The sequence below is a fragment of the Streptomyces odontomachicola genome (assembly GCF_039605595.1).
Taxonomy (GTDB): domain Bacteria; phylum Actinomycetota; class Actinomycetes; order Streptomycetales; family Streptomycetaceae; genus Streptomyces.
In genome coordinates, this window is sequence record NZ_JBCFOK010000002.1 from 346,389 (window position 1) to 369,195 (window position 22,807).

General features: G+C 72.0%; 21 protein-coding genes. 11 read left to right on the forward strand and 10 right to left on the reverse strand.

From position 1 onward, the window contains the following. Nucleotides 1-58 precede the first annotated feature (58 nt). Nucleotides 59-1,087 (reverse strand): L-threonine 3-dehydrogenase, encoded by a 1,029-nt coding sequence (gene tdh, locus ABEE00_RS04350; protein WP_345743869.1) that lies wholly within the window; start codon nucleotides 1,085-1,087, stop codon nucleotides 59-61. A gap of 259 nt (nucleotides 1,088-1,346) precedes the next feature. Here tdh and ABEE00_RS04355 point away from each other — a divergent pair, with 259 nt between their 5' ends. Beyond that, nucleotides 1,347-1,889 carry an MOSC domain-containing protein gene (locus ABEE00_RS04355; protein ID WP_345743870.1) on the forward strand — a complete coding sequence of 181 codons (543 nt, stop codon included), beginning with the start codon at nucleotides 1,347-1,349 and terminating at the stop codon, nucleotides 1,887-1,889. A gap of 124 nt (nucleotides 1,890-2,013) precedes the next feature. Here ABEE00_RS04355 and ABEE00_RS04360 read toward each other — a convergent pair whose 3' ends face one another. The 4 genes from ABEE00_RS04360 to ABEE00_RS04375 all read right to left on the reverse strand — a co-directional run bounded on the left by ABEE00_RS04360 (nucleotide 2,014) and on the right by ABEE00_RS04375 (nucleotide 6,428). Then, the gene (locus ABEE00_RS04360; protein WP_451918490.1) at nucleotides 2,014-3,654 is read right to left on the reverse strand and encodes an adenosine deaminase family protein; all 1,641 of its coding nucleotides are present in this window, start codon (nucleotides 3,652-3,654) and stop codon (nucleotides 2,014-2,016) included. A gap of 160 nt (nucleotides 3,655-3,814) precedes the next feature. Further along, on the reverse strand, nucleotides 3,815-4,231 hold the full coding sequence (locus ABEE00_RS04365; protein WP_345743871.1) for a VOC family protein: 417 nt from the start codon (nucleotides 4,229-4,231) through the stop codon (nucleotides 3,815-3,817). A gap of 138 nt (nucleotides 4,232-4,369) precedes the next feature. After that, nucleotides 4,370-5,179 carry a helix-turn-helix domain-containing protein gene (locus ABEE00_RS04370; RefSeq protein ID WP_345743872.1) on the reverse strand — a complete coding sequence of 270 codons (810 nt, stop codon included), beginning with the start codon at nucleotides 5,177-5,179 and terminating at the stop codon, nucleotides 4,370-4,372. Nucleotides 5,180-5,471: 292 nt separating this feature from the next. After that, entirely contained in the window at nucleotides 5,472-6,428 is a 957-nt protein-coding gene (locus ABEE00_RS04375) for an Lrp/AsnC family transcriptional regulator (RefSeq protein WP_345743873.1), read from the reverse strand. A 152-nt stretch (nucleotides 6,429-6,580) separates the two neighbouring features. On the opposite strand from ABEE00_RS04375, the gene ABEE00_RS04380 reads away from it, so the two are divergent. Further along, nucleotides 6,581-8,107: an MFS transporter gene (locus ABEE00_RS04380; protein ID WP_345743874.1), complete on the forward strand. Its 1,527-nt coding sequence runs from the start codon at nucleotides 6,581-6,583 to the stop codon at nucleotides 8,105-8,107. Nucleotides 8,108-8,152: 45 nt separating this feature from the next. Beyond that, nucleotides 8,153-9,475, forward strand: coding sequence for an amidohydrolase family protein (locus tag ABEE00_RS04385; RefSeq protein ID WP_345743875.1), 1,323 nt, complete (start codon nucleotides 8,153-8,155; stop codon nucleotides 9,473-9,475). A gap of 86 nt (nucleotides 9,476-9,561) precedes the next feature. Here ABEE00_RS04385 and ABEE00_RS04390 read toward each other — a convergent pair whose 3' ends face one another. Next, nucleotides 9,562-10,071 carry a MarR family winged helix-turn-helix transcriptional regulator gene (locus tag ABEE00_RS04390; protein WP_345743876.1) on the reverse strand — a complete coding sequence of 170 codons (510 nt, stop codon included), beginning with the start codon at nucleotides 10,069-10,071 and terminating at the stop codon, nucleotides 9,562-9,564. Between the two features lie 76 nt (nucleotides 10,072-10,147). Between ABEE00_RS04390 and ABEE00_RS04395 the strand changes: the two genes are divergently transcribed. Continuing rightward, complete coding sequence (locus tag ABEE00_RS04395) at nucleotides 10,148-10,588, forward strand: hypothetical protein (RefSeq protein WP_345743877.1); 441 nt, start codon at nucleotides 10,148-10,150, stop codon at nucleotides 10,586-10,588. Then, nucleotides 10,585-12,216 (forward strand): FAD-dependent monooxygenase, encoded by a 1,632-nt coding sequence (locus ABEE00_RS04400; protein ID WP_345743878.1) that lies wholly within the window; start codon nucleotides 10,585-10,587, stop codon nucleotides 12,214-12,216. The genes ABEE00_RS04395 and ABEE00_RS04400 overlap by 4 nt, the downstream gene beginning before the upstream one ends. A gap of 193 nt (nucleotides 12,217-12,409) precedes the next feature. On the opposite strand, the gene ABEE00_RS04405 is transcribed toward ABEE00_RS04400, so the two are convergent. Further along, complete coding sequence (locus ABEE00_RS04405) at nucleotides 12,410-13,633, reverse strand: MFS transporter (protein ID WP_345743879.1); 1,224 nt, start codon at nucleotides 13,631-13,633, stop codon at nucleotides 12,410-12,412. 88 nt (nucleotides 13,634-13,721) lie between these two features. On the opposite strand from ABEE00_RS04405, the gene ABEE00_RS04410 reads away from it, so the two are divergent. Beyond that, nucleotides 13,722-14,291, forward strand: coding sequence for a CGNR zinc finger domain-containing protein (locus ABEE00_RS04410; protein WP_345743880.1), 570 nt, complete (start codon nucleotides 13,722-13,724; stop codon nucleotides 14,289-14,291). A 345-nt stretch (nucleotides 14,292-14,636) separates the two neighbouring features. On the opposite strand, the gene ABEE00_RS04415 is transcribed toward ABEE00_RS04410, so the two are convergent. Beyond that, on the reverse strand, nucleotides 14,637-15,362 hold the full coding sequence (locus ABEE00_RS04415) for an HAD family hydrolase (protein WP_345743881.1): 726 nt from the start codon (nucleotides 15,360-15,362) through the stop codon (nucleotides 14,637-14,639). Between the two features lie 51 nt (nucleotides 15,363-15,413). Beyond that, nucleotides 15,414-16,388: an LLM class flavin-dependent oxidoreductase gene (locus ABEE00_RS04420; RefSeq protein WP_345743882.1), complete on the reverse strand. Its 975-nt coding sequence runs from the start codon at nucleotides 16,386-16,388 to the stop codon at nucleotides 15,414-15,416. Nucleotides 16,389-16,569: 181 nt separating this feature from the next. Between ABEE00_RS04420 and ABEE00_RS04425 the strand changes: the two genes are divergently transcribed. Further along, nucleotides 16,570-17,367: an enoyl-CoA hydratase gene (locus ABEE00_RS04425; RefSeq protein WP_345743883.1), complete on the forward strand. Its 798-nt coding sequence runs from the start codon at nucleotides 16,570-16,572 to the stop codon at nucleotides 17,365-17,367. 39 nt (nucleotides 17,368-17,406) lie between these two features. Here ABEE00_RS04425 and ABEE00_RS04430 read toward each other — a convergent pair whose 3' ends face one another. Beyond that, on the reverse strand, nucleotides 17,407-18,714 hold the full coding sequence (locus tag ABEE00_RS04430; RefSeq protein ID WP_345743884.1) for an aspartate aminotransferase family protein: 1,308 nt from the start codon (nucleotides 18,712-18,714) through the stop codon (nucleotides 17,407-17,409). Between the two features lie 210 nt (nucleotides 18,715-18,924). Here ABEE00_RS04430 and ABEE00_RS04435 point away from each other — a divergent pair, with 210 nt between their 5' ends. The 4 genes from ABEE00_RS04435 (at nucleotide 18,925) to ABEE00_RS04450 (ending at nucleotide 22,749) form a co-directional block, all read left to right on the forward strand. Next, the gene (locus ABEE00_RS04435) at nucleotides 18,925-19,893 is read left to right on the forward strand and encodes a GntR family transcriptional regulator (RefSeq protein ID WP_345743885.1); all 969 of its coding nucleotides are present in this window, start codon (nucleotides 18,925-18,927) and stop codon (nucleotides 19,891-19,893) included. A gap of 198 nt (nucleotides 19,894-20,091) precedes the next feature. After that, nucleotides 20,092-21,225 carry an endonuclease/exonuclease/phosphatase family protein gene (locus ABEE00_RS04440; protein ID WP_345743886.1) on the forward strand — a complete coding sequence of 378 codons (1,134 nt, stop codon included), beginning with the start codon at nucleotides 20,092-20,094 and terminating at the stop codon, nucleotides 21,223-21,225. Nucleotides 21,226-21,414: 189 nt separating this feature from the next. Continuing rightward, the gene (locus tag ABEE00_RS04445) at nucleotides 21,415-22,131 is read left to right on the forward strand and encodes a flavodoxin family protein (protein WP_345743887.1); all 717 of its coding nucleotides are present in this window, start codon (nucleotides 21,415-21,417) and stop codon (nucleotides 22,129-22,131) included. Between the two features lie 66 nt (nucleotides 22,132-22,197). Next, nucleotides 22,198-22,749 carry a hypothetical protein gene (locus ABEE00_RS04450; protein ID WP_345743888.1) on the forward strand — a complete coding sequence of 184 codons (552 nt, stop codon included), beginning with the start codon at nucleotides 22,198-22,200 and terminating at the stop codon, nucleotides 22,747-22,749. The last annotated feature ends 58 nt before the right edge of the window (nucleotides 22,750-22,807 follow it).

The following is a 22,807-nucleotide window of genomic DNA, read 5'->3' on the forward strand; positions in this document are numbered from 1 at the left end:
GCGGATCAGACGGCTTGGGCGGCTCGGGTGGCTCAGTCGGCTCGGGTGACCCGCCCGGCTAGGCGGTCCAGTCGAGGATGATCTTTCCGCTGCGCGCGGTGGCGGCCTCGTCGAAGGCGGCGTCGAAGTCCCGGTAGCCGTAGCTGCCGGTGATCACGGGGGTCAGGTCGAGCCCGCCCTCCAGCAGCACGGTCATCGCGTACCAGGTCTCGAACATCTCCCGGCCGTAGATGCCCTTCACCGTGATCATCGAGGTGACGATCCGCGCCCAGTCGACGGGGAACTGCTCGGCCGGCAGCCCGAGCATGGCGATGCGGCCGCCGTGCGTCATGTTGTCGACCATGTCGCGCATGGCCTCGGGGCGCCCGGACATCTCCAGGCCGATGTCGAAGCCCTCCTTGAGCCCCAACCGGCGCTGTGCCGCGGCGATATCGCTGTGCGCGACGTTCACCGTGTGAGTCGCGCCGACCTTGTGCGCGAGCTCCAGCCGCGCGTCGCTCACGTCGGTGATCACGACGTTGCGGGCTCCCGCGTGCCGGGCCACCGCGGCGGCCATGATGCCGATCGGCCCCGCGCCGGTGATCAGCACGTCCTCGCCGACCAGCGGGAAGGACAGCGCGGTGTGCACGGCGTTGCCGAAGGGGTCGAATATCGCGGCGACATCGAGGTCCAGCTTGGTGCGGTGGACCCACACATTGGACTCCGGCAGCGCCACGTACTCGGCGAACGCGCCGTCGCGGCCCACCCCGAGGCCGATCGTGGAGCGGCACAGATGGCGGCGGCCCGCGCGGCAGTTGCGGCAGCTTCCGCAGACCAGATGGCCTTCGCCGCTGACCAGATCGCCGACCGCGACGTCGGACACATCGGCGCCGACCGCGGCCACTTCGCCGACGAATTCGTGGCCGAGCACCAGCGGCGCCGCGACGGCCTGCCGGGCCCAGCCGTCCCAGGATCTGATGTGCAGGTCGGTTCCGCATATACCGGTGCGCAGGACCTTGATCAGTACGTCGCCGGGGCCGGCCTCGGGCTCGGGCACGTCGGTCAGCCACAGACCGGGTTCGGCACGCTGTTTCACCAGTGCCTTCATGGCACGACTCCCTGCGGAGAGAACGGACGGGAAAGCGGACACGCGGCCGGCCGGCGGCGGCAACCAATGTGCCGCGAGGGGCGCCGGGAGTCCATCGAGGATTTCTGAACCCGGCCGACAGAAACCCTTCAAGCGCGCGCCGAGCGGGGGCGATTGCGGCCCGCTGAGCAGGGGCGATGCGGGAATGAGCGGCACGCACGCCGCTGCCCCGGGTTAGGCTCGTGGCCGACCGGAAGATCGAAGAGGGGGATTCCGCAGCATGAGCGCACGCGTGAGAGCGGTCAGCAGCAACGGGGAGTATGCGTTCACCAAGCCCAACAGGGAGAGCATCACGCTTCTCGCCGGTCTGGGCGTGGAGGGCGACGTGCACGCGGGCGAGACGGTCAAGCACCGGTCGCGCGTCGCGCAGGACCCCACCCAGCCGAATCTGCGCCAGGTGCACCTCATCCACGAGGAGCTCTTCGCCGAGGTGGGCGAGGAGGGATTCGCGGTGGCGCCCGGCGAATTGGGCGAGAACATCACCACCACCGGCATCGACCTGCTCGGCCTCCCGGCAGGCACCCTCCTGCGCATCGGAGATTCCGCGGTGCTGGAGGTCACGGGGCTCCGCAATCCCTGCCTGCAGATCGACATGTTCCAGGAGGGCCTGCTCAAGCAGGTCGTCGGCCGCGACGAGGCGGGCAACGTCGTGCGCAAGACCGGTGTGATGAGCGTGGTGCGCGAGGGCGGCGTGGTACGCCCCGGCGACGCGATCGGCGCCGAACTCCCCAGCGGCCCGCACCGCGCACTGGAACGCGTCTGAGCAACCGGAACGCGTCTGAGCAACCGGAACGCGCCGGAACGATGCGCCGGTACGGGGCGGGCGCGAAACAGCAACGCCCGCCCCGTACTCGACGGTGAATCAGCGGCTGGTCAACGCTTCACGCTCACGCGCCCGCGTGCTGCCGCTCGAAGGACGCGAAGGCCGCCTCCTGGCGCCACTGCACGGCCGCCTTCGGGCTGGCCGACAGCAGCGAGCGGCACGAGGAGCCGGGGGACGAGCTTCCCGGACGCTCGTTCGCGCAGGCCGACACAGGACGGTAGCCGTCCCGCGTGGGCTTGCCCCGCCACAGGCTCTTGCCCGGCAGGAACGCGTACTCCAGCGAGGCGCGCGCCATCTGCTTGATCTCGGGGTAGCGCAGCCGGTAGGTGCTCGCCGCGTACTGGTACTCGTGGCTGATGTCGATGCGCGAGATCCCCGGGTCGTCGGTCGACAGCACCACCGGCACCCCGAAGGCGCGGTAGGTGTTGAAGGGGTGCTCGTCGCCCTTCACGCCGAGGATCTGCGCGTTGCTGGTCAGCGGCGCCTCCAGGGCGACCTCCTTGCGCGCCATGCGGCGCGCCAGCGACGGCCAGTTGTCCTCGTGTACGAGGTCGACTCCGTGCCCGATGCGCTCGGCCTGCCCGGTCCGCACCGCATCGTCGATGTGGAACTTCAGGTCCTCGGGCTTGACCAGACCCGGCGTCAACTCGCCCGCGTGCAGCGTGATGTGGGCCTTCGGGTACTTGCGGTGCAGCATCTCCAGCATGCGCATCTGGAGCCGGTAGTTGCGCAGCGCCGGCTCGCCGTCCTCGGGCTGTACGAGGTTGACCGCGACGAATCTGTTGTCGCGCTCGGCCAGCCGCATGCCGAGCGCCATCTGCGTGAAGACACGTTCCGGCTTGCTGTTGCGGGAGACCTGCGAGATCCAGCGCATGGGCAGCTTGCAGGCGCGGGTGGCCTTGTCGGTGCCGCAGTGCGCCGCCGCCCGGAAGTCCGCGTTGGCGGAGTCCGCCTCCGACTTCGCCTTCTTCACCAGCGCGTCCAGGCGGCCGCCGGCGAGCAGCTTGTCGTGCAGCGACTCCAGGTCGGGGTCCCAGCCCACTTCCTCGGACAGCTTCTTGCCGTCCTCGGATGCGGGAGTGGACATGGTCTCCAGGTACTGCTGGTTCTGCGCGGCGGCCGAGTTGGCCACGTGCGCGAGGATCTTCCCGGTGTTGAACCAGGTGACCCTGCCGAACTTCCCGAACGTGTCGAAGAAGTGGTCGTGCCCCGACTCGCCCTTGGGGAAGTCCTCCATCGACCAGGCCCGCAGCAGCGCCTTGCGGAAGTCCTGATCCGTACGGGCGTCGGCGGCCGGACGCTTGCCGGGGCCGCACGGACCGTCCACGGCCGTCATGGTCTTCTCCTCGATGCACAGCCCGTCTTCGCCGGCGAGCTGGATGAGGTACTCGGTCGAGACGGCTCCCGAGAGGTGATTGTGCAGGTCACCGCCCTTGGGCAGGCTCTTGAAGAACTCCTTCAGACGGCCGGGGTCCTGGCGCGCTGACTCGAGGTACGAGGACGTGCGGGCCTCGGCCGCGTTGGTGGGCCAGGGCCCGGACGAGGGCCGCTCGGCGGCGTTGGCCGCGGCGGGCTGCCCGGCGGAGGGCTGGGCTGCGGCGGGCAGCGCGGACAGGAGGGAGAGCATGCTGAGCGTGCCGGCCGCTGCGGGCAGCAGGGCCCGGCGGCGCACGCGACGACTGAATGGATTGATCACGCTCAGCATGATCGTTAAGAGAGCGCGGGGGAGGGGGCGAAACCGGCCGTCGCGCGATCAAGGCCACTCCAAAGAGTCACGCTTCCGGCCAGAATCAGCCGGACAGCGCGGAAGTTCGGCCATCGCCGCCTCCCCCAGGGGGTCCTCAGGGCCGTCCCCAGGGCGGCCGCTACCCGAGGTCGGTGCCATGCAGCAGGGTGCCGAAGCACCAGAACCCGTTCTCCGGGTCCCGTACCCCGTACTCCCGCTGCCCGTACGGCATGTCCTGCGGCGGGTACCAGATCGTCGCGCCCGCCGACTCCGCGTGCGCGAAGTGGGTGTCCACGTCCTCGACGTACACCATCACGCCCGCGTGCAGTGCGGGCAGGCCTCCGGGCGGCGCCATTCCGAAGGAGGGCTGGGCGGTGCTGAGCATCACGTATTTGTCCGCCATGCGGAGCGCGATATTGCCGACCCTTCCGTCCGGGCCCTTGTGGGTGGCCACTTCGGTGAATCCGAGCGCGTCGACCAGGAAGTCGCGGATGCGCTCGGGGTCTTCGTAGAGGAGGTACGGGATGACGCTGGGGGTGGGAATTCCCTCGGGCATGGAAGGCTCCTTGTGCGGGGCGGATGAATTCCGGTACCCACAACCGTAGGAAGACGGCGGCCCCGCGTATTGAATGTTTGTCCGGTGCGGGGATGTGTTGCGCGGCGCGGGGGCTGCGCGTTTCGGCGGATTCGTGAGTCAGCCCGCGGTGACCGCGTCCGCCGTCGGCTCCGTACGCCGCAGCCGCAGATGCTCGCGGGGCGAGCTGCCCGCGAAGCGGCGGAACTCCCGTGTGAAGTGCGCCTGGTCGCTGTAGCCGGTGCGCGCGGCCACCTCCGCCAGCGGCAGCGCGCCCTCCTCGACCAGCCGTGCCGCGAGCTCGAAGCGCCGCAGCCGCGCGAGCGCCTTCGGGGGTACGCCGAAGGTGTGCCGGAAACGGGTGGTCAGATGCTGGCGGCCGCAGTCCAGATCGTCGGCGAGCGTGCCGATGTCGAGCGCGCCGCCGGTCTCGTGGATGCGCCGCCAGGCCCAGGTCAGCGCGGGTCCCGGGGAGCGGGCCTCGGCGAGCCGCGCGAGCAGGAGGTCGTCGAGCAGCGCGAACCTCGCCGACCAGCCCGGCAGCTCGTACAGCCGCTCGGCCAGCCGTTCCGCGAGCGGTCCGAACACGTCCTCCAGCGCGACGAGCCGCCCGGTCAGCTCGGAGAGCGGCACGCCGAGCAGCACTCCGGCGCCGAGCACCGACAGGTCGATCTGCACGCCCTGCACCCGTGCCGGCCAGCCCGTGAGCACGCTGGTCTCCTGGAGCCCGCCGGTGAAGGAGCGCATGGGCGCGCCGTCCAACGTGAACCCCTCGCCGAAGGCGATCACCAGGGGCAGCGTGGTACCGGGCAGTTCCCGCCGCTCCGTGGGCCGCGCGGAGGAGAGCGCGTACCCCTCGTACCGCAGCACGAGCCCGGCGAGCCGCGCGTCGGGCGGGCGCTCAGCGAATTCCCAGCCGGCGGCATCCATGACGGCAGCGTAACCGCGCGGCGCTGCCGGCACCCGGCGGGCGGCGAGCGGCGGGTGTCCGGTGGGTCAACTCCCGCTGTGCGTACGGGTGCGGGCGTCCCCGGCTCTGTCCCGCCCCCGCCCGCCGCGCTGTTCGCCCACCGTGTGGGCCTCGGTCGGCGCCGTCCTCATGGTCGCCGGTACGTACTGGGGCCAGGCCGTCGAACGCACCCACCGCACCACCACTATGGAGGAGGACGGAAGCTGTCGTTCCCGAAAGCGGCTGTCGGCTCGCGGGACGTGGCGGAGGTCGTCACGGACGCGGTGTCCCCGCTCTCTTCACCGTCCGGGTCACCGGTGCGCTCTCCACCTGGTTCAGGCCGGGGAGGTCGGTCAGGGGGCCCGTCAGGTAGGCGTGGAGGGCCCGGGCGTGGGGGCAGGTGATGACCGCGTAGAGGTTGGTGGGGCCCGTGGTGGCCGTCGCGAAGGAGACCTCCTTGTGTGCGGCCAGCGCGCGGCCCGCCCGCTCCAGGGACGCGGGCGTCACCGACAGCCAGAGCATCGTGGCCTTCCGGCGGTCCACCAGGCCCGGGTCGTAGTCCAGGTCGAAGTAGAGGACACCCTGGCGGCGCAGTTCGCTCACGCGGCGGTGCGCCGTGGAGGGCGAGCAGCCCGCGGCGCGGGCGAGCTCCTGGTTCTCGGCGCGGCCGTCCTCGTGCAGGACCTTGAGCAGGGCGCGGTCCGTACGGGTCAGCCGCGTGGGCTCGGGCGGGACGGGCGCGGCGGGAAAGGCGAGCCGCGCTGTCTGGTCGGCGGTCAGGGGGCTGGTCTTGTCGACCATCGGGTTCTGCGGGCCGCCGTAGTAGATGTGCAGGAGGCGCTGCGCGCCGAGCGAGGTGACGCGCGGCGTGCGCGGGAGGTTGCGCAGCAGCGCGGGCTCGGCATCCTCCGAATTGCGGGTCGTGCAGACGAGTTCGGTGCCGCCGGAGGTGAGGTGCACCCAGTCCGTCTCCTCGTGCCGGGCCACGGCGGAGATCACCGCGTCGGTCGACCCCGGCGCGCACTTCAGGCGCAGGAACCACAGCTCGTCCCCCACCGCCTCCGGATACGTACGGCCCAGCACCCGCAGGGCCGAACCGCTCCGCAGCTGCGCGTAGCGGCGCTGCACGGTCTGCGGTGACACGCCCAGGACCCCGGCCAGAGAACGGAACGAGGCCCTGCCGTCGAGCGACAGCGCGTTGATTATCTTGAGGTCGAGGGCGTCGTTCATCACTCGTTCTCCCAGAGAAGTCCGCAGGAGCGCTCATTTTTTCATGAGAATGCTTTTCGCTGGGTCGCCGTGTCCTCGTGCCCGAAGGTGGTGGCGGGCCGGAGGGACCGGCCACCCGGAGACACGGGGTACGGGGAAACGGGGAGACCGTTATGCGTAAGTGGTGGCCGTTGGTGGCCATCTGCCTGGGCACGTTCATGCTGCTCGTCGATGTGACGATCGTGAACGTGGCGCTGCCGGAGATCTCCCGCGCACTGCGCCCCTCGATGGCCGCGCTGCAGTGGGTCGTCGACGCCTATGCGCTGGCGCTGGCCGCGCTGCTGCTCACCGCCGGCGCCTGTGCGGACTTCTTCGGCCGCCGCAGGATGTACCTGGTGGGGCTGGCCGTCTTCGCGGGGGCCTCGCTGCTGTGCGGGCTCGCGCCCGGTCCGGCCGTGCTGATCGCGGGGCGCGCGGTGCAGGGCGTGGGCGGTGCGGTCATGTTCGCCACCACCACCGCGCTGCTGGCCTCGGTGTACGCCGGGCGTGACCGCGCGGTGGCGTTCAGCGTGTGGGGAGCGGTCAGCGGTTCCGCCACCGCCGCCGGGCCCGTACTGGGCGGGCTGCTCTCCCAGCACTGGGGCTGGCCCGCGGTCTTCCTGGTCAACCTGCCGGTCGCGGCGGCCACCGTCCTCCTCGTACGGAAGGTGCTGCCGGAGCACGACGGCGGACAGGGGCCGGAGCGGCGGAGGTTCGACGTAGCCGGGGCCGTGACCTTCACCGTGGCCGCCGGGGCGGTCGTGGCCGGGCTCATCGCCGGCTCCGCCGCCCTCATCGGCACCGGTCTCCTCGCGCTGGCCGCGTTCGTCGGCGTGGAGGTGCGCAGCCCTCAACCGATGCTGAACCTGCGGCTGTTCCGGCGCCCGGCCTTCACCGGGCTGATGCTGGCGGCGCTGGTGCTGCAGGGCGCGGCCTTCGCGCATCTCGGCTACACGTCCCTGTGGCTGCAGACCGTGCTGGGCCTGCCGCCGCTCGCGGCGGGCCTGGTGCTCACGCCGCTGAGCCTGGCGGGGCTGCTGACATCCAGCCTCGCGGGGCGCCGCCTCCAGGGCGTACCGGCGCGCTTCCCGGTCAGCGCCGGGCTGCTGCTGATCGGCACCGGGGTCCTCAGCCAGGCGCTCATCCGCCCGGATTCGGGCTGGACGGTGCTGCTCGGCGGGCTGATCGTCACCGGGCTCGGCGCCGGGGCCATGACGCCGCCGCTGACCTCGGCTGCGCTCGCCTCGGTTCCCGCGGCGGAGGCGGGGACCGCGAGCGGGGCGGTCAACACGTTCCGGCAACTGGGGCAGGCCATCGGCGTGGCCGTCCTGGGAACGGCCTTCGTGCGGGCCGCGACGACACATCTGCACGGGGCCGCCGCCCAACCGCACGGCGTCGCGGAGAAGTTGGGAGGCGGGCAGGGCGACCGCGTACTCGCCGAAGCCGCTCCGCACGACCGCCCGGCGCTCGCCGACGCCGTCCACGCCGCCTTCGCGCACGGCCTGCAGGCCGTCTTCCTGGCCGCCGGGCTCTCGGCCCTCGTGGCGGGCGTCGCGACGTGGTTCCTGCTCAAGCCCCGGGAGCCCCGGGAGGGGGTACGGGGTGTCGCGGCCGGAGCAGCCCGTACCGAGCCGTCGGCAGCCGACCATGTCCCGGCCTGAACACACCACACCACACTGCACTGCACCACTAGGAGGACCAGAACCATGCCCGTCCGCCTCTTCCGCAACGCCCGCCTGCTCACCATGGATCCGACCCTCGGCGACTTCGCGCGCGGCGACCTGCTCGTGGAGGGCGAGCGCATCACCGCCGTGGGCGAGCGGCTCGACGTGCCGCGGGACGCGGAGGTCGTGGACGCCGAGGGCCGCATCATCGTGCCCGGCTTCGTCGACACCCACCGCCACCTGTGGCAGGGGCTGCTCCGCGGGATCGGTCCCGCGCACACGCTGCAGGACTACTTCGACGTCGTGTGCCGTACGTACGGCCCCGCGCTGACCCCCGAGGAGCTGTACACCGGCCAACTGCTCAGCGCACGCGCCGCGTTGGGATCCGGCGTCACCACCGTGCAGGACATCTCCAACATCCAGGACACCCCCGAACGCAGTGACGCCCTGGTCGCGGCCCTGCGGGACGCGGGTCTGCGCGCGGTCTTCGCGTACGGCAACAGCTTCCCGTACGGCATGGCGCACGGGAACGCGCTGCCGGACGACGTGCGCCGCGTACGCTCCGGACTCCTCGGTGACGACCGTGCGCTGGTCACCATGGCGCTGATCACCGAGGGCGGGAGCGACGACGGAGAGCTGGCCAACGCGGCGCTCGCGAAGGAGCTGGACCTGCGGGCGGCGCGGCACTTCTTCGGCTCGTTCTCCGCCGCGCGCCTGCGGGACATCGGCGCGCTCGTGCCCGGTACCACCTTCATCCACGGCAACGGGATGAGCGCGGAGGAACTGGCGCTCGTCGCGGACACCGGCGGCAACGTGTCCGTCTCGGCGCCGATCGAGATGATCATGGGGCACGGCTACCCGATGACCGGCCCCGCCAGGGCGGTCGAGGGCCTCACCGTCACGCTGAGCGCCGACGTGGAGACGACGGTCTCGGGCGACATGTTCACGCAGATGCGGGCCGCGTACCAGGCCGCCCGCAGCGCCGAACACGGGCAGGTGTCCCAGCAGTCCCAGCAGGGCCGGCGGGCCGGACAGGGCGCCTCCGACGCGGGACCTGTCGGCGTCCGCGACATCCTGCGGATGGCCACCATCGAGGGGGCGCGCGGCCTCGGGCTGGACGACCGCACCGGTTCGCTCACCCCCGGAAAGGACGCCGACCTGCTCGTCCTGCGCGCCGACCGTCCCGATGTGGCGCCGGTGCACGATGCGTACAGCACCGTCGTGCTCCAGATGGACCGCTCGCACGTGGACACCGTGCTCGTCGCGGGGTGGGCCCATGTGCGCGACGGCCGTTCCACGGCGGACGACGGCGCGCTGCTGCGCGACGCGGACGCGGCCGTGCGCCGACTGGGGCAGCGGGGATGAACGCGCCGCCAGACCCGTGGCGGGAATTGTCACGGGCGGAGGACGGTGCCCCTGCGTCTTCGTGGCGCAGGGGCGTTCATCCCGTCTCACCTCTCGTAGTCACCCAGGGCGAGCAGCACTGTGCGCAGGTCGTCGTTGAGCCGGCGCTGGTCCTCCTCGGACAGCGGGGCGAGCAGGTGGAGCTCGGTCTCCGTCTTGGTGGCGAAGACTTCCAGGGCGCGGGCGGCTCCCTCCTCGGTCAGGGTGACCGTGACGGAGCGCCGGTCGTGCGGGGCGAAGTCGCGTACGACCCAGCCCTTGGCCTCCAGCTTCGTCACCCGGTTGGTGACGGCTCCCGAGGTCAGCTGCATCGCTGTGGCCAACTCGCTCGCCGTCAGCCGGTGTTCGGGCTCCCGGAGCAGGCAGGCCAGCAGTTCCAGTGTCCACAACTCGATGCCGTGCGGGGCGAGTTCACGTTTGAGGTCGGTCTCCAGACGGTGGGTGATGCGGCGCAGGCGATAGGTGAGCGCCTTGGCCTCCACCGCCTCTGGGGAGTGGTCCTGCGCGAGGACGTCAACCATGCCGTCCACGTAGTCGGTTGAGGGCTTCTCGGGCACTGGCGGCCTTCCGTAGGTCGTTCGGAGGAGATAGCTTAGCGTTCGTTATATTAACGTTCGCCTAATTGGAGGGGTCATGAGAACAGCGCGTGAGAATATCGGCGCCCTGGTCACAGCAGCAGGGATAGCCGCCTCCGCTCCGTCCGTCTGGCAGACCGTCACACACATCACGGACGAGACCTACCGCGCTCCCGAGGCGCGCCACGGAGAGGGGCACGTCCAGTACCACATGGCGCGGGAAGCGCTGATCACCGCAGGTGCCGTCGGCGCCGTCGCGGTCGGCGTGCTGGCCGGGCCGCGGCGCGGGCGTGCGATGTGGCGGGGGATGGCCGCGGCGGCGGCCGGGTTCACCGCCGCCATGTGGTCCGGCGGGCCGACCACCGGTGTGTGGGCACCGAACCGCAAGGCGTTCGCCGTCCACGTCGCCTCCACCGCCGGACTGACCGCCGGAGTACTGCTGTTGCGTCCGGCGGGAGCAGGGGACGGGGGAGAAGGTCCGAAGGGAGAGGCTCAGTGAGCACCGACGTCATCGTCGCCGGGGGCGGCCCCGTCGGGCTGCTGACGGCCGCGCTGCTGGACGAGGCGGGGGTGGGTGTACGGGTCTTCGAGCGCGAGGCCGGGCCCAGCGAGCACCCGAAGGCCGTCGCGATGCACCCGCGCACGCTGGAGGTGCTCACCGCCCTGGAGACCGGCGGGCGGCGGCTGTCCGACCTGCTCGTCGAACGGGGGCGGCCGGCTCCCCGTGCGCACTTCGCCGCGCTGCCCGAGATGCTGGACTACACGGGGCTGGAGACGCCCTACCCGTTCCTGCTGATGGTCCCGCAGACGCGCACCGAGCGGATGCTCGCCGGCCACCTCCGCGAACGCGGCGTCCCCGTGCACTACGGCCACCCCGTCACCGGAGCCGAGCAGGACGAGACGGCGGTGCGGGTGCGCGCAGGGGACGGAACGTACGAGGCCCGTTATCTGGTCGGCGCCGACGGTGCGCACAGCGTGGTCCGGCGCCTCGCGGGCATCGGATTCCCCGGTACGTCCCCCTCGCTGACCGGTTTCGTCGCCGATGTGGAGCTGGACGGCCCCGTCGACGAGCCCGCGCACAACTGGCACCGGGATACCGGCAGCCTGAGCATCCTGCCGTTGCCGGACGGTCAGCACCGCCTCTTCGGGACGCTGCCTCCCGACACCGGCTTGACGCCCCATCAAGTGCAGGCGCGCCGCGAGGAGTTGGGGTCGCTGTCGGTCGAGGGACTGCGTGCCATGCTGCGGGGGATCATCGGTACCGACCTGGGAGTGCGCCGCACGTCCTGGCTCTCGAACGCGACGGACAGCACCCGCAACGCCGAACGCTACCGGGCCGGACGGATACTGATCGCCGGTGACGCCGCGCACATCCACCTCCCGGCGGGCGGCCAGGGTCTCAACGTCGGCCTCCAGGACGCCGCCAACCTGGCCTGGAAGCTGGCGGCCGAACACCAGGGCTGGGCGCCGTCATGGCTGGTCGAAGGACCCTACGACTACGACAGTGAACGCCGCCCGGTCTCGGCACGTCTCACCGCCAACACCCTCGCCCAGGGCGTCCTGATGCACACCTTCACCCCCGGGGGCGAGGCCCTGAGAGGGCTCTTCAGCGACTTGATCGGGCGGGACGGCGATACGGCACAGGAGCTGAAGGGCTGGCTGTCCGGACTCGACCTCGCCTACCCGGCGCCGGACGGGGCCCACCCCCTGACCGGCACGAGGGCGCCCGACCTCGTGCTGACGGGGGCGCCGTCGGCCGGGGCCTCGGTTGCCGGGGCGCCCGTTTCCGGCCCCTCGGGCTCGTCGCTGATGCGGGCCTTGCGCCAGGACGCGTTCGTGCTGGCCGACTTCACGTCAGAGGGGCGTTACGCGCATCTCGCTGGACGCCGTGTGGGGGTGCGATCCGCGGTCCGGCCGGGCGTCGGTGCGTGGGCTTCGCCGGATGCGGTGCTGATACGGCCGGACGGCTATGTCGCGGCTGCGGCGGAGCCGTCCGTCGCCCCTGACGCGTTCGCTGACGAGGTCGCCCACTGGACGACCCCGACCACGGTGACTCCTCCGACCTCTCCGGCCACGCAGGCCTCCCCGACCTCTCCGGAGCCCGTACCGGAACCGGAACGCGGGTAGGGGTGTTGCGAGTACCAAGTGACCGCTGAGGCAGCGGGAGTTCAGCCGGCCGTCCCCGGGGACCGGCGCGTGGACCTGGGTGCCGTGCGCCGTCCGTTCCACGCGCGCTACGCGGGCTTCAGCGACGCGGCGACCGCCCGGCCCGCGCCGTACGGGTGCTTCCGCGCGCAGCGAGTGCGCGACGCACCCGGGCCTATCGCGGGCCGCCGGTCACCCGTGCCGTCTTGCCGGACTGTTCGGGGCGCGGTTGCGGCGGGCGGGAGGTGAGCCTCGGCCGGGCCAGCATGGTCGCTGCCATGGCCGCCGACGCCCCCGCCATCGCGAGCCACAGCGTGGCCACGCCCGCGCGCTCCAGGAGTTGGGTGCCCAGCAGGGGTGCGGCGACGGTCGCGATGCCCCAGCTGATGCCGTACGCCGCGAGGTAGCGGCCCGTCGAGCCGGCGGGGGCGAGGTCGGCGACCATGGCGAACGCCCGGCCCATGATCAGTACGTCGCCGAGCCCGCACACCACCGTCGCGGCCACGTACCCCGGCAGTCCCGTGGCCGCCGCATAGCCGCTCAGGCCCACCGCCAGCAGCGCGCAGCCCGCGCCCAGCGAGGCGGGAGCGGGCAGCGCGGCCACCCGGGGCACCCGGAGCAGCGGCTGCGCGCCGACGGTGGTGAGGGCCAGGGCGGTGAACAGCAGCCCCGCATCGGATGCCTGGAGCCCGCGCCGTTCCATCGAGAGGGGCAGCGACATGGTGATCTGCATGTGCACCACGGCGTACGCGGTGCCGAAGGCGAGCATCGCCAGCAGCGCGCGGTCCCGCCAGGGGCTCGCGCCGGGCGCGGTGTCCTGGGCCGCACGCGCCGGGTGGTCGGCCGGCAGGGCCGCGAGCACCATCGCCGCGCACACCGCGCAGGTCACCGCGTCCGCGACGAACAGCCACCGCAGACCCCACCGCCCCAGCACCGCGGCCAGCAGCCCCGCGCCCATTCCGCCCAGCGCGAGCGCGGCGTTGAGCAGGCTGTACGCGCGCACCCGCAGCTCCGAGGTGACCGAGTCCGCGATGAGGGCCTGGCTCGGCGGCTCGTACAGTTCGAAGGCGAGGCCCAGCAGGACCGCGCACACGGCCACCACCGCGAGGCTCCCCGCCGCGGCGATCCCCGCCTGCGACAGCGCGCAGCCGGTCAGCCCGAGCACCATGGTGCGCCGCCGCCCGACGCGGTCGGCGAGCCGTCCGCCGATGAGCCGCGAGGGGATCGTGGCCAGTCCGAACGCGGCCGAGACCAGCCCCGCCGCGCCCGCGCCCGTGCCGAACTCGTCGCTGGTCAGCACCGTGAGGAACGGCAGCGAGAAGGCCCCGAGCCGGTTGAACGCGCGCGCCGTGACCAGCACCCAGACGGCACGGGGCAGGCGTTGAACGGACCTGTGCATGGACTCCCCCTCCACTGTGTCACTGGCGTCATGGATAATGACAGTGACATCGAGGTCGTACGCTAGGCGCGGAGGGGTAACCGGTCAAGTGCCATTCGACAGTTACGTGATGGAGCGGCTGGATCAGGCCGTCTCCCTGGTGAACGCGCTCACCGGCAGCGCGGCCCGCGGCAGGGTCCATGTGCCGCCCGCCGCGGAGGAGTTGCCCGAGGCGATCCCGGCGGCGATGTCCGTGGTGCCGGCGGGGGGCCTCGACGCCGAGCAGGCCGCGTACCTTCTGCGCACGGCCGAGCAACTGCGCCTCGCCTTCGAGGAGTTGTCGGCCGGCCGCCCTGACGAAGCGGCCGAGGTGGTCAACGCGCTGCTCCACACCACCGGCGCCCGCCCCCACCTGCACCGGCGCCGGGACGGCCCGCTGCGGCTGCACTTCCACGCCGCGGACGACTCCCCGGCCGTGAGCACGAGCGCGAGCTGCGCGACCGGTGTGGCCCTGGCGCTGGGCGGCGACATGGCCGACCGGCTCGGCGTGTGCCAGGCGGCACGCTGCGACCGGGTCTACGTGGACACGTCCCGCAACGCGGCCCGCCAGTTCTGCTCGACGACCTGTCAGAACCGGATGAAGACAGCGGCCTTTCGCGCGCGACAGCAGGGGAACTAGCGCGGCCCGTGCGACTCGCGGCGGCGCGCCTCAGGCGAGGTTGCTGAGCCGCAGCACCGCGTCCAGCCCACGGCGCGCACCGGGCGCTGGCTGCGGTCCGCTTGGGTGCTCCCTCCCCTCCCCACGAGGTTGTGGGCAGTCGTTCCGCTGGGGCGAGGGGGGTACCTCCCTGCTCGGAGCGGAGCCGGAGAGCTTGGGGGAGGGTGGGCACAACCGGACCGCAGCCCTCGCGCCCTCGCAACCTCGTTGCCAACAGGGGTCCGGGGCGCAGCCCCGTGGGCGCCCGCGGCGAGCGCGGGACGTGGGTGCGGGGGTGGGAGTCGGCCGCGCGGCTGGCGGTTCCGGTCAGGCCATGTCGGCGAGCCGCAGCACCGCGTCCAGCCCGCGGTGCGCGCCGGGTCCCGCGCCCGCCGGGAGCACGTACGCGCGCAGCCCGGCGCCGGCCGCACCGCCGTCCTTCGCCGGGTGGTCACCGACCATCAGCGTCTCGTGCGGTTCGACGCCCAGCTTGAGGCAGGCGTGCCGGAAGAGCGCCGGATCGGGCTTCTCGGTGCCGTGCTCGTACGAGTGCACCCAGGCGGAGAAGAAGTGGTCGAGGCGGTGGTGCGCGAAGGTGTCCCGCAGGTCCCAGCCCACATCGCTGACCACTCCCAGCGGGATCCCGCGGTCCCGGAGTGCGGACAGCACGGCGTCGGCGTCGGCGTACGGCAACCAGTGCTCCGGAGCGCGCAGTTGGGCATACAGCGCCTCGGCCACCGACGCCAGCTCGGGGACGGAGGCGTACCAGGTGGTGAACGCCCGGCGGTGCGCCGCCGCCGAGACGTCCCGCCCCCGCTGCGCCTCCACCACCTCGGGCAGTGACAGCCCGACGGTCAGCCCGTCCAGCAGCGCGTCCATGGCCGTTTCGCTCACGGGCCTGCCCAATGCCGCCCGTATCCGGTCCGCGTACGACCGGATCTGGAAGAGCGTGCCGGAGAAGTCGAAGAGCACGGCGCGCACGGGTACGGGACCGCGCGCGGCGGGCACGGCGCGGAGCGGGCCCTCGGGGCCGCAGAGGGGGAGATCGGTCACCGGCCCTTCCTATACCGGCGTTTGCCGGAAGACCAGTGGCCCCGGGAGGGGTCAGCGCGCGCAGTGCTTCTTGACCAGCTCGTACGAGCGGAGGCGGGCGGTGAGGTCGAAGACGGGGGTGGTCAGCATGAGTTCGTCGGCGCGGGTCTGGTCGGCCAGCGCGTCGAGCCGGTCGGCGACGGCCTGCGGCGTACCGCACGCCTGCTGCGCGCGGAACGCGGCGAGCGCCTTCCGCTCCTCCGCGGTGAAGGAGTGCGCCGCAGCCTCCTCCGGGGTGGGGAAGGGGATCTCGCTGGACGACTTGAGGAGCCCGGCCTTGACCACGTTCATCGGCCCGGCCAGCCAGTCGGCCTCCTCCTCGGTCTCGGCGCACACGGTCTCCACGCACACCAGCACCCGCGGTTGTGCGCACCAGCGCGAGGGGGTGAAGTGCGCGCGGTAGGTGTCCAGCGCGGCCGAGGTGTTCTGCGGGCGGATGTGGTGGGCGAGGGCGACGGGGAGGCCGAGCGCGGCGGCCAGTTCGGCGCCGGCGGTGCTGGAGGCGAGCAGCCAGGGCTCGGGCAGTGGGCCCTCGGGGATCTCGTGCACGAGGAAGTGGAGCACGGCTTCGATGTCGGCGCGGTACTCCGCGTCGGTGACCGGCCCGGCGCCGCGGCGCAGCGCACGCGCGGTGGCCTCGTCGAAGGTGCCGGGGCCGCGGCCGATGCCGAGGTCGACGCGTTCGGGATGCAGCGCGGCCAGCGTGCCGAACTGTTCCGCCAGCATCACCGGCGCGTGGTTGGGCGCCAGCACGCCGCCCGAGCCCAGGCGGAGCGTCGAGGTCGTGGCGGCGGCGTGGGCGATCAGCACGACGGGAGGGAAGGCGCCGATGGCGGGGGAGTGATGGTGCTCGGCATACCACAGCCGCCGATACCCCAATGCCTCCAACTCCCGCGCGACGGCCCCGGTGTCCCGCACGACCTCGACAGCCCGAGCACCACTCTGCAACGTCGCGAGCTCCAGCACGGAGAGGGGGATTTCGACCATGGGGTCAGGATAAGGAGCGTTCGCGCCGCGTGGGGTGCGGAGGTGACGGAACGGGTGGGGGATCGGGCCGTGCCCAGGTCGTGCCGGTACGCGACCGGCGGGCCTCTGGCCCGAGCCCCTGTCGGCCTGCCACCGTCGCGTACAGGCACACCCCCATATCCACGATCCTGCGAGGCGCCCCATGAGCACTGCCCCAGCCCCCACCACCGCCGACTACCTCCACTGCCATGTCGAGGCGTCGATCGCGCAGCTCACGCTCGACCGGCCCGGGGAACGGAACGCGCTCTCCCGCGAGATGATGCTCGCCGTCACGGCGGAGCTGGAGCGGCTCGGGGAGCGTGAGGACGTTCGCGTCGTCGTTCTGCGCGGCGAGGGGAGCGTGTTCTCCGCCGGGCATCATCTGCGGCAGCTCGTGGACATCCCGCTGGACGAGCAGCGGGAGATCTTCGACGTGTGCACGCGGATGATGGACACCGTCCAGCGCATCCCGCAGCCCGTCATCGCCGCCGTACACGGCCCGGCCCTCGCCGCCGGATGCCAGCTCGTGGCCACCTGCGACCTGGCGGTCGCCGCCGAGCGCGCCGTCTTCGGCACGCCGGGCGTGAAGATCGGCCTGTTCTGCTCGACCCCCATGGTCGCCCTCAGCCGCAATATCGGCCGCAAGCGCGCGATGCAGATGCTGCTCACCGGCGAGACCATCGACGCCGCGACGGCCGCCGACTGGGGCCTGGCCAACTCCGCCGTACCGGACGCCGAGTTGGACGACCACGTGCAGGCGCTCGCCGAGAAGGTGGCAGGGGCCAGCCCGCTCACCGTACGCACCGGCAAGCAGGCCTTCTACCGGCAGATCGACCTGCCCCAGGACGCCGCGTACGAAGAGATGGGCGAGACCATGGCGCGGAACGCGGTCACCCACGACGCGCAGGAGGGGATGACCGCGTTCCTCGACAAGCGGGCCCCGGTGTGGCGCGGCGAGTAGACCGCCACCGCCACCCGGGGCCCGAAGCGGACCGGCGCCTCAACCCCGCGCAGCAAGCACCGACTTCAGCGAGGTCTCCAGCAGGTCCACGCCCGCGTGCAGCTCCTCCTCCGTGGCGGTGAGCGGCGGCGCGATGCGGAAGATCCCGCCCATCCCGGGGAGCTGCACGATGTTGAGGTGCAGGCCCCGCTCCAGGCAGGCGGCCGTGACCTGCTGCCCGAGCGCGTCGGCGGGGGCCTTGGACTTCTTGTCCTCCACCAGTTCCAGACCCTGCAGGAGGCCGCGCCCCCGTACGTCCCCGACCACCTCGTACGCCTCGCGCAGCCCCAGCAGCCGCTCGGTGAGCTGCTCGCCCAGCTTGGCGGCGCGGGCGACCAGGCCGTCGCGCTCGATCACATCGAGCACGGTCAGCGCGACGGTCGCGGCGAGCGGGTCGGAGACGTGGGTGGTGAAGAAGAGGTAGCCGCGCTCGTGGCAGACCTGCTCGATCTCGGCGCTGGTCACCACGGCCGCGACGGGCAGCCCGGCGCCCAGCGTCTTGGAGAGAGTGAGGATGTCCGGCGCCACGCCGTCGCGCTCGAAGGCGTACATCTCCCCGGTGCGCCCCAGCCCGGTCTGCGCCTCGTCGTAGATGAGCAGCATGCCGCGCTCGGCGCACAGCTCCTTGAGGCGCGCGAGGTAGCCGAGGGGCACGTCGATGATCCCGCCGGAGGAGAGGACCGGCTCGATCAGGCAGGCGGCGAGGGAGCCGGAGGACTGCTGGTCGATGAGGCCGAAGCCGTACTCCAGCTCGGCCTTCCAGTCGTAGGAGCCGTCGGCGTGCCGGAAGGGCGAGCGGTACGCGTTCGGGGTCGGCAGCGTGAAGTTGCCCGGCATGGGCGGGCCGTAGCCGCGCCGCCCCGCGGAGAAGGTCGCCGCCGCTGCCCCCGAGGTCATGCCGTGCCAGGAGCGGTCGAAGGAGACGACCTCGTACTTGCCGGTGTAGAGCTTGGCCATCTTGAGCGCCGCCTCGTTGGACTCGGCGCCCGTCGTGAGCAGCAGCGTCTTCTCCAGCGGCGCCGGCAGCGTGCCCGCGAGGCGCTTGGCCACGTCCACGACCGGGCGGCTGAGCATGCCGCTGTAGAGATGGTCGAGGGAGCCGACGGACTCGGAGACCGCGCGCACGATGTCCGGGTGCGCGTGCCCGAGCACGGCGCTCATCTGGCCCGAGGTGAAGTCGAGTACGGCCTCGCCGTCGCTGTCGTAGACGTACGAACCGGCCGCGCTCTCGATCGTGCGCGGGCTGAAGGCCGGGCCGTAGCGGACCACATGACGCTCGACGTCCTCCCAGAACGCGTCCGTACCCATGGGACCTCCTCGATCGTGGCGGTCGCAGGGCCGCCGGGAAACTATTGGCATAGCTGGCTATGCCAATAAGAGTGCGGGGCCACTTTCTCCCCGCGGGCGCCACCGGCGCAACGGGTGACGGGGAAGCGGTTTCGCCGGGTTGCCCGTCCGGCTCTTTATGGCCTAGTCGGCTAGGCTTGCGCCTAGGTCAAAACTGCGAAGCGGGGGAGCATGGTCGCCGACATCAGCGTCAGCCAGCACTCGGGCATCCCGATCTACCGGCAGATCGTCACGCAGCTCACCTTCCTGATCGAGACCGGTCAGCTGCGGGACGGCGAGCGCCTGCCGGGCTCCCGGCTGCTCGCCGACAACCTGGGCATCAACCGGAACACGGTGGCCCACGCGTACGGCGCCCTGCGCGAACAGGGGCTCGTCGAGGCGCGCGGCCGCAAGGGCATGGTCGTGGTCGGCGGCGAACAGGCGCGCTCGACCTCGCAGGCCCGCGACCGCGCCCGCGAGGTGCTGGAGAATGCGGCACGCGAATGCCTCCAGCTCGGGCTCTCACCCTCCGAGCTCCAGGAACTGGTGCTGAACGTCGCGGTGCAGGCATCGGACCGCAGGCTCCGGGTGTCCTTCGTGGAGTGCAACGCCGACCGCGCCACATACTTCGCCGACGAGCTCGAAGAGCACCTGGGGCACCTGGATCTCAGCGTGAAGCCCCTGGTCCTGGGCGACTTCGACCCCGCGGCCGAGCACCCCGACCTCGTACTGACCACGTTCTTCCACCTCGCCGAGGTGCGCGCGCTGCTGCGCCGGCCCGCGACCGAGGTCATCGCGATCGTCGTCGCGCCGCACATCCGGACGCTGCTCCAGATCGCCCAGGTGCCCAAGAACCGGACGGTGGGCCTCTGGTACCGCACCGAGGACCAGGCCGCGAGCATCCGCGACTCCCTCACCCAGGCCGGGGTCACCAACATCGAGGTCCTCGCGGGCACGGACGAGGAGGACCTGAAGGACGTGGACCTCGTCGTGATCCCCAGCGAGATGCCGGGGCTCAAGCAGCGCCTGGAGGGGCGGGTGCGCGTGCTGGAGTTCGGCAACGTACTGGACGCCGCCTCGCTGCGGATGGTCAGCGAGGTCGTACGCGATCTCCAGGTCGCCAAGTCCCGCGAGACGCACGCGCGGCACGCTTCCTCCTGACGCGAGGTCTCCTGATGCGAGGTCTCCTGAGGCGCGGCGCGCTTCCTCCTGGGGGCCGGGCCGAAACGGCGTGTGCCCAAGAGCGCCCGCGCAGAGCAATGGCGGCCCCCGTGTGGCCCTGATGCACAGTCACATCACTGGACATTCCGGTATTGGTAGGACACATCGATCTCCTACGGGCCGGAAGGAAGCGCCTGGATGGAAGGCAGAAGACGACGCGGGGTCACGCTGGCGGGCCTCGCGGTCCTGGTGGCCGCGGGGACGACCACCGCACTCGCGCCCCCCGCGCGGCCGTACCAGCAGCAGTCCGGGCACGAGGCGGGGCGGCCCGGGTACGAGGCGGCGGAGGCCGGTGCCGGAGCGGTGCGGACCGGGACCGAAGCGGCGGGAGCCGGGACCGAGACGGCGCGGGCCGGTGCGGGGGCGGTCCGCGCCGGGACCGAGGCGGCCGAGCCGCGTCCGCGCCCGCTCCCCGCGGCGAAGCAGCTCAAGGTGATGACCTTCAACTCCTGGGTGGGCGGCGGCTGGCTGAAGGACCCGCTGCGCAAGCAGGTCGCGGTGATGGAGAAGTTCAAGCCCGACGTCGTCGCGATGCAGGAGACGCGCGGGCACGCGGCCAGGGACCTCGCGAAGAAGCTGGGGTGGCACGCCTGGCAGTCCTCCGACGACCTCGGCGTGGTCAGCCGCTACCCCATCGAGCGCGTGACGGGCCGCACCTCGGCCGGCGCCGGGGTGCGCATCGCCCTGCCGGGCAAGCAGCGCGTGGAGCTGTGGACGGCGCACCTGTACTACCGGCCCTTCGGCGCGTACGACGCCTGCTTCAGCCACATGTCGGGGAAGCAGATCGTCCGGCGCGAGGCGCAGTCGGGGCGGGTCCCGCAGATGCGGGAGATCATGCGCAAGCTGCGGGTGCGGGCGATGATCGCCGACGCGGTCCACACGCCGCTGCTGCTGGCGGGCGACCTCAACTCGCCCTCGTACCTGGACTGGACGGCCGCCACGCGCAACAGCCACTGCGGCTACGGGCCCTTCACGTGGCCGGTCAGCAAGATGATCGCGGACACCGGCTTCAAGGACTCCTACCGGGTCAAGCACCCCGACCCCAAGGCGCAGCCCGGCAACACCTGGTCCCCGGTCTACCCGCGCCACCACGGCAGCACCGGCCGCCCCGAGCCGCAGAACCGCATCGACTACATCCACTACGCGGGCCCGCTGAGGGTGGAGGACTCGCGGACGGTGATGGCGGGCACCGCGAAGCCGATCCCCTACCACAAGAACAACACCTGGCCCTCCGACCACAGGGCGGTGCTGAGCACCTTCAGCTTCGAGTGAGGGTGTTCCCGCCGGGTGATCCCGTACGACCCGGGGCTGGACGCGTACGGGGTCGCCCACGGCGGCAGATGCTCTCACCGGCCGGAACGGCATCGCGCATTCCGGGGCACCGTGGGGTGTACGGGCGCGGGAAGCCCATGCCTTCCGCGACCGCTCCGCACGCGCAGCCCTCCCGAAGGGAGCCCCTCTGTGACCTCTCCGCCTCGCACGTACGACGACCTGCGCGCGCTCTTCATCAACTGCACGCTCAAGCCCTCGCCCCAACTCAGCCACACCCAGGGCCTGATCGACCTGAGCCGCGGGATCCTGCGTACCCGGGGCGTGCGGGTGGACGAGATCCGGGCCGTCGACCACGATCTCGCCCCCGGCGTCTACCCCGACATGACCGAGCACGGCCTGCCCTCCGACGCGTGGCCCGAGCTGTACCCGCGGGTCATGGACGCCGACATCCTCGTACTCGCCGGGCCGATCTGGCTGGGCGACAACAGCTCGGTGATGAAGCGCGTCATCGAGCGGCTCTACGCCTGCTCGGGAATCCTCAACGAAGCGGGCCAGTACGCCTATTACGGCCGCGCCGGCGGCTGCCTGATCACCGGGAACGAGGACGGCGCCAAGCACTGCGCCATGAACGTCCTCTACTCGCTCCAGCACCTGGGCTACACCGTTCCGCCGCAGGCCGACGCGGGCTGGGTGGGCCCTGCGGGTCCAGGACCCTCCTACCTCGACCCGGATTCGGGCGGGCCGCAGAACGACTTCACCAACCGCAACACCACGTTCATGACGTGGAACCTGCTGCACACGGCCCGCCTCCTCAAGGACGCCGGCGGCATTCCCGCGTACGGCAACCAGCGCTCCGAATGGGAGGCCGGCTGCCGCTTCGACTTCCCGAATCCCGACTACCGGTGAGGCGCCGATGAGCCACCGCTGAGGCGCCGATGGGTCATGTGCGCGACAAGTGCGTAGGGTGCGCTCATGTTTGTGAATCCAGCGGGGGTCGAGCGGCTCGGCCGTAAGTCGCGTATCGCCGTCTATCTGATAGGCGCTGTCCCCTTCGTCCTCCTGACAGTGGTGCTCGCGGTGCAGGCGGTGTCGAACCTCGGCGGCGACCCGTGGGTCGCCTGCGCCTTCCTCACGGGCGCCGTCGGCGCGGGCTCGGGCGCCTGGGGGTTCCTCCAGCTGTCGTACTCCGCCTTCCTGGAGGGACGGCGCGACATGATGCCGTCCTTCTGGCCCTGGCTGACCGTGTGGGGCGCCCTGGTGCTGCTGATGGGCGGTACGTCGCTCCGCGCGCTGCTCGGCGGCGAGTCGCGGAACGCCATGGTCGGCGCGGGAGTCACCGGGTTCCTACTGCTGCCGGCGCTCGTCGTGGGCATCGTGTCGCTCAAGGCCGGGCGTGATGCGCGCCGACGCCGTCGCCGCCAACCGCTGCGCGGGTCCGTCCCGCCCGGTGGCCGCCCCGCACCGAGGACGCAGCAGACCGAGACGCCTCAGCCCCAGCGCGCGTGGGGCCCGCTGGGGCGATGACGCCCAGGGCCTCGGGGCCCGCCATGCGTGAGGGCGGGCGGCCGCGTACGTACCGCGG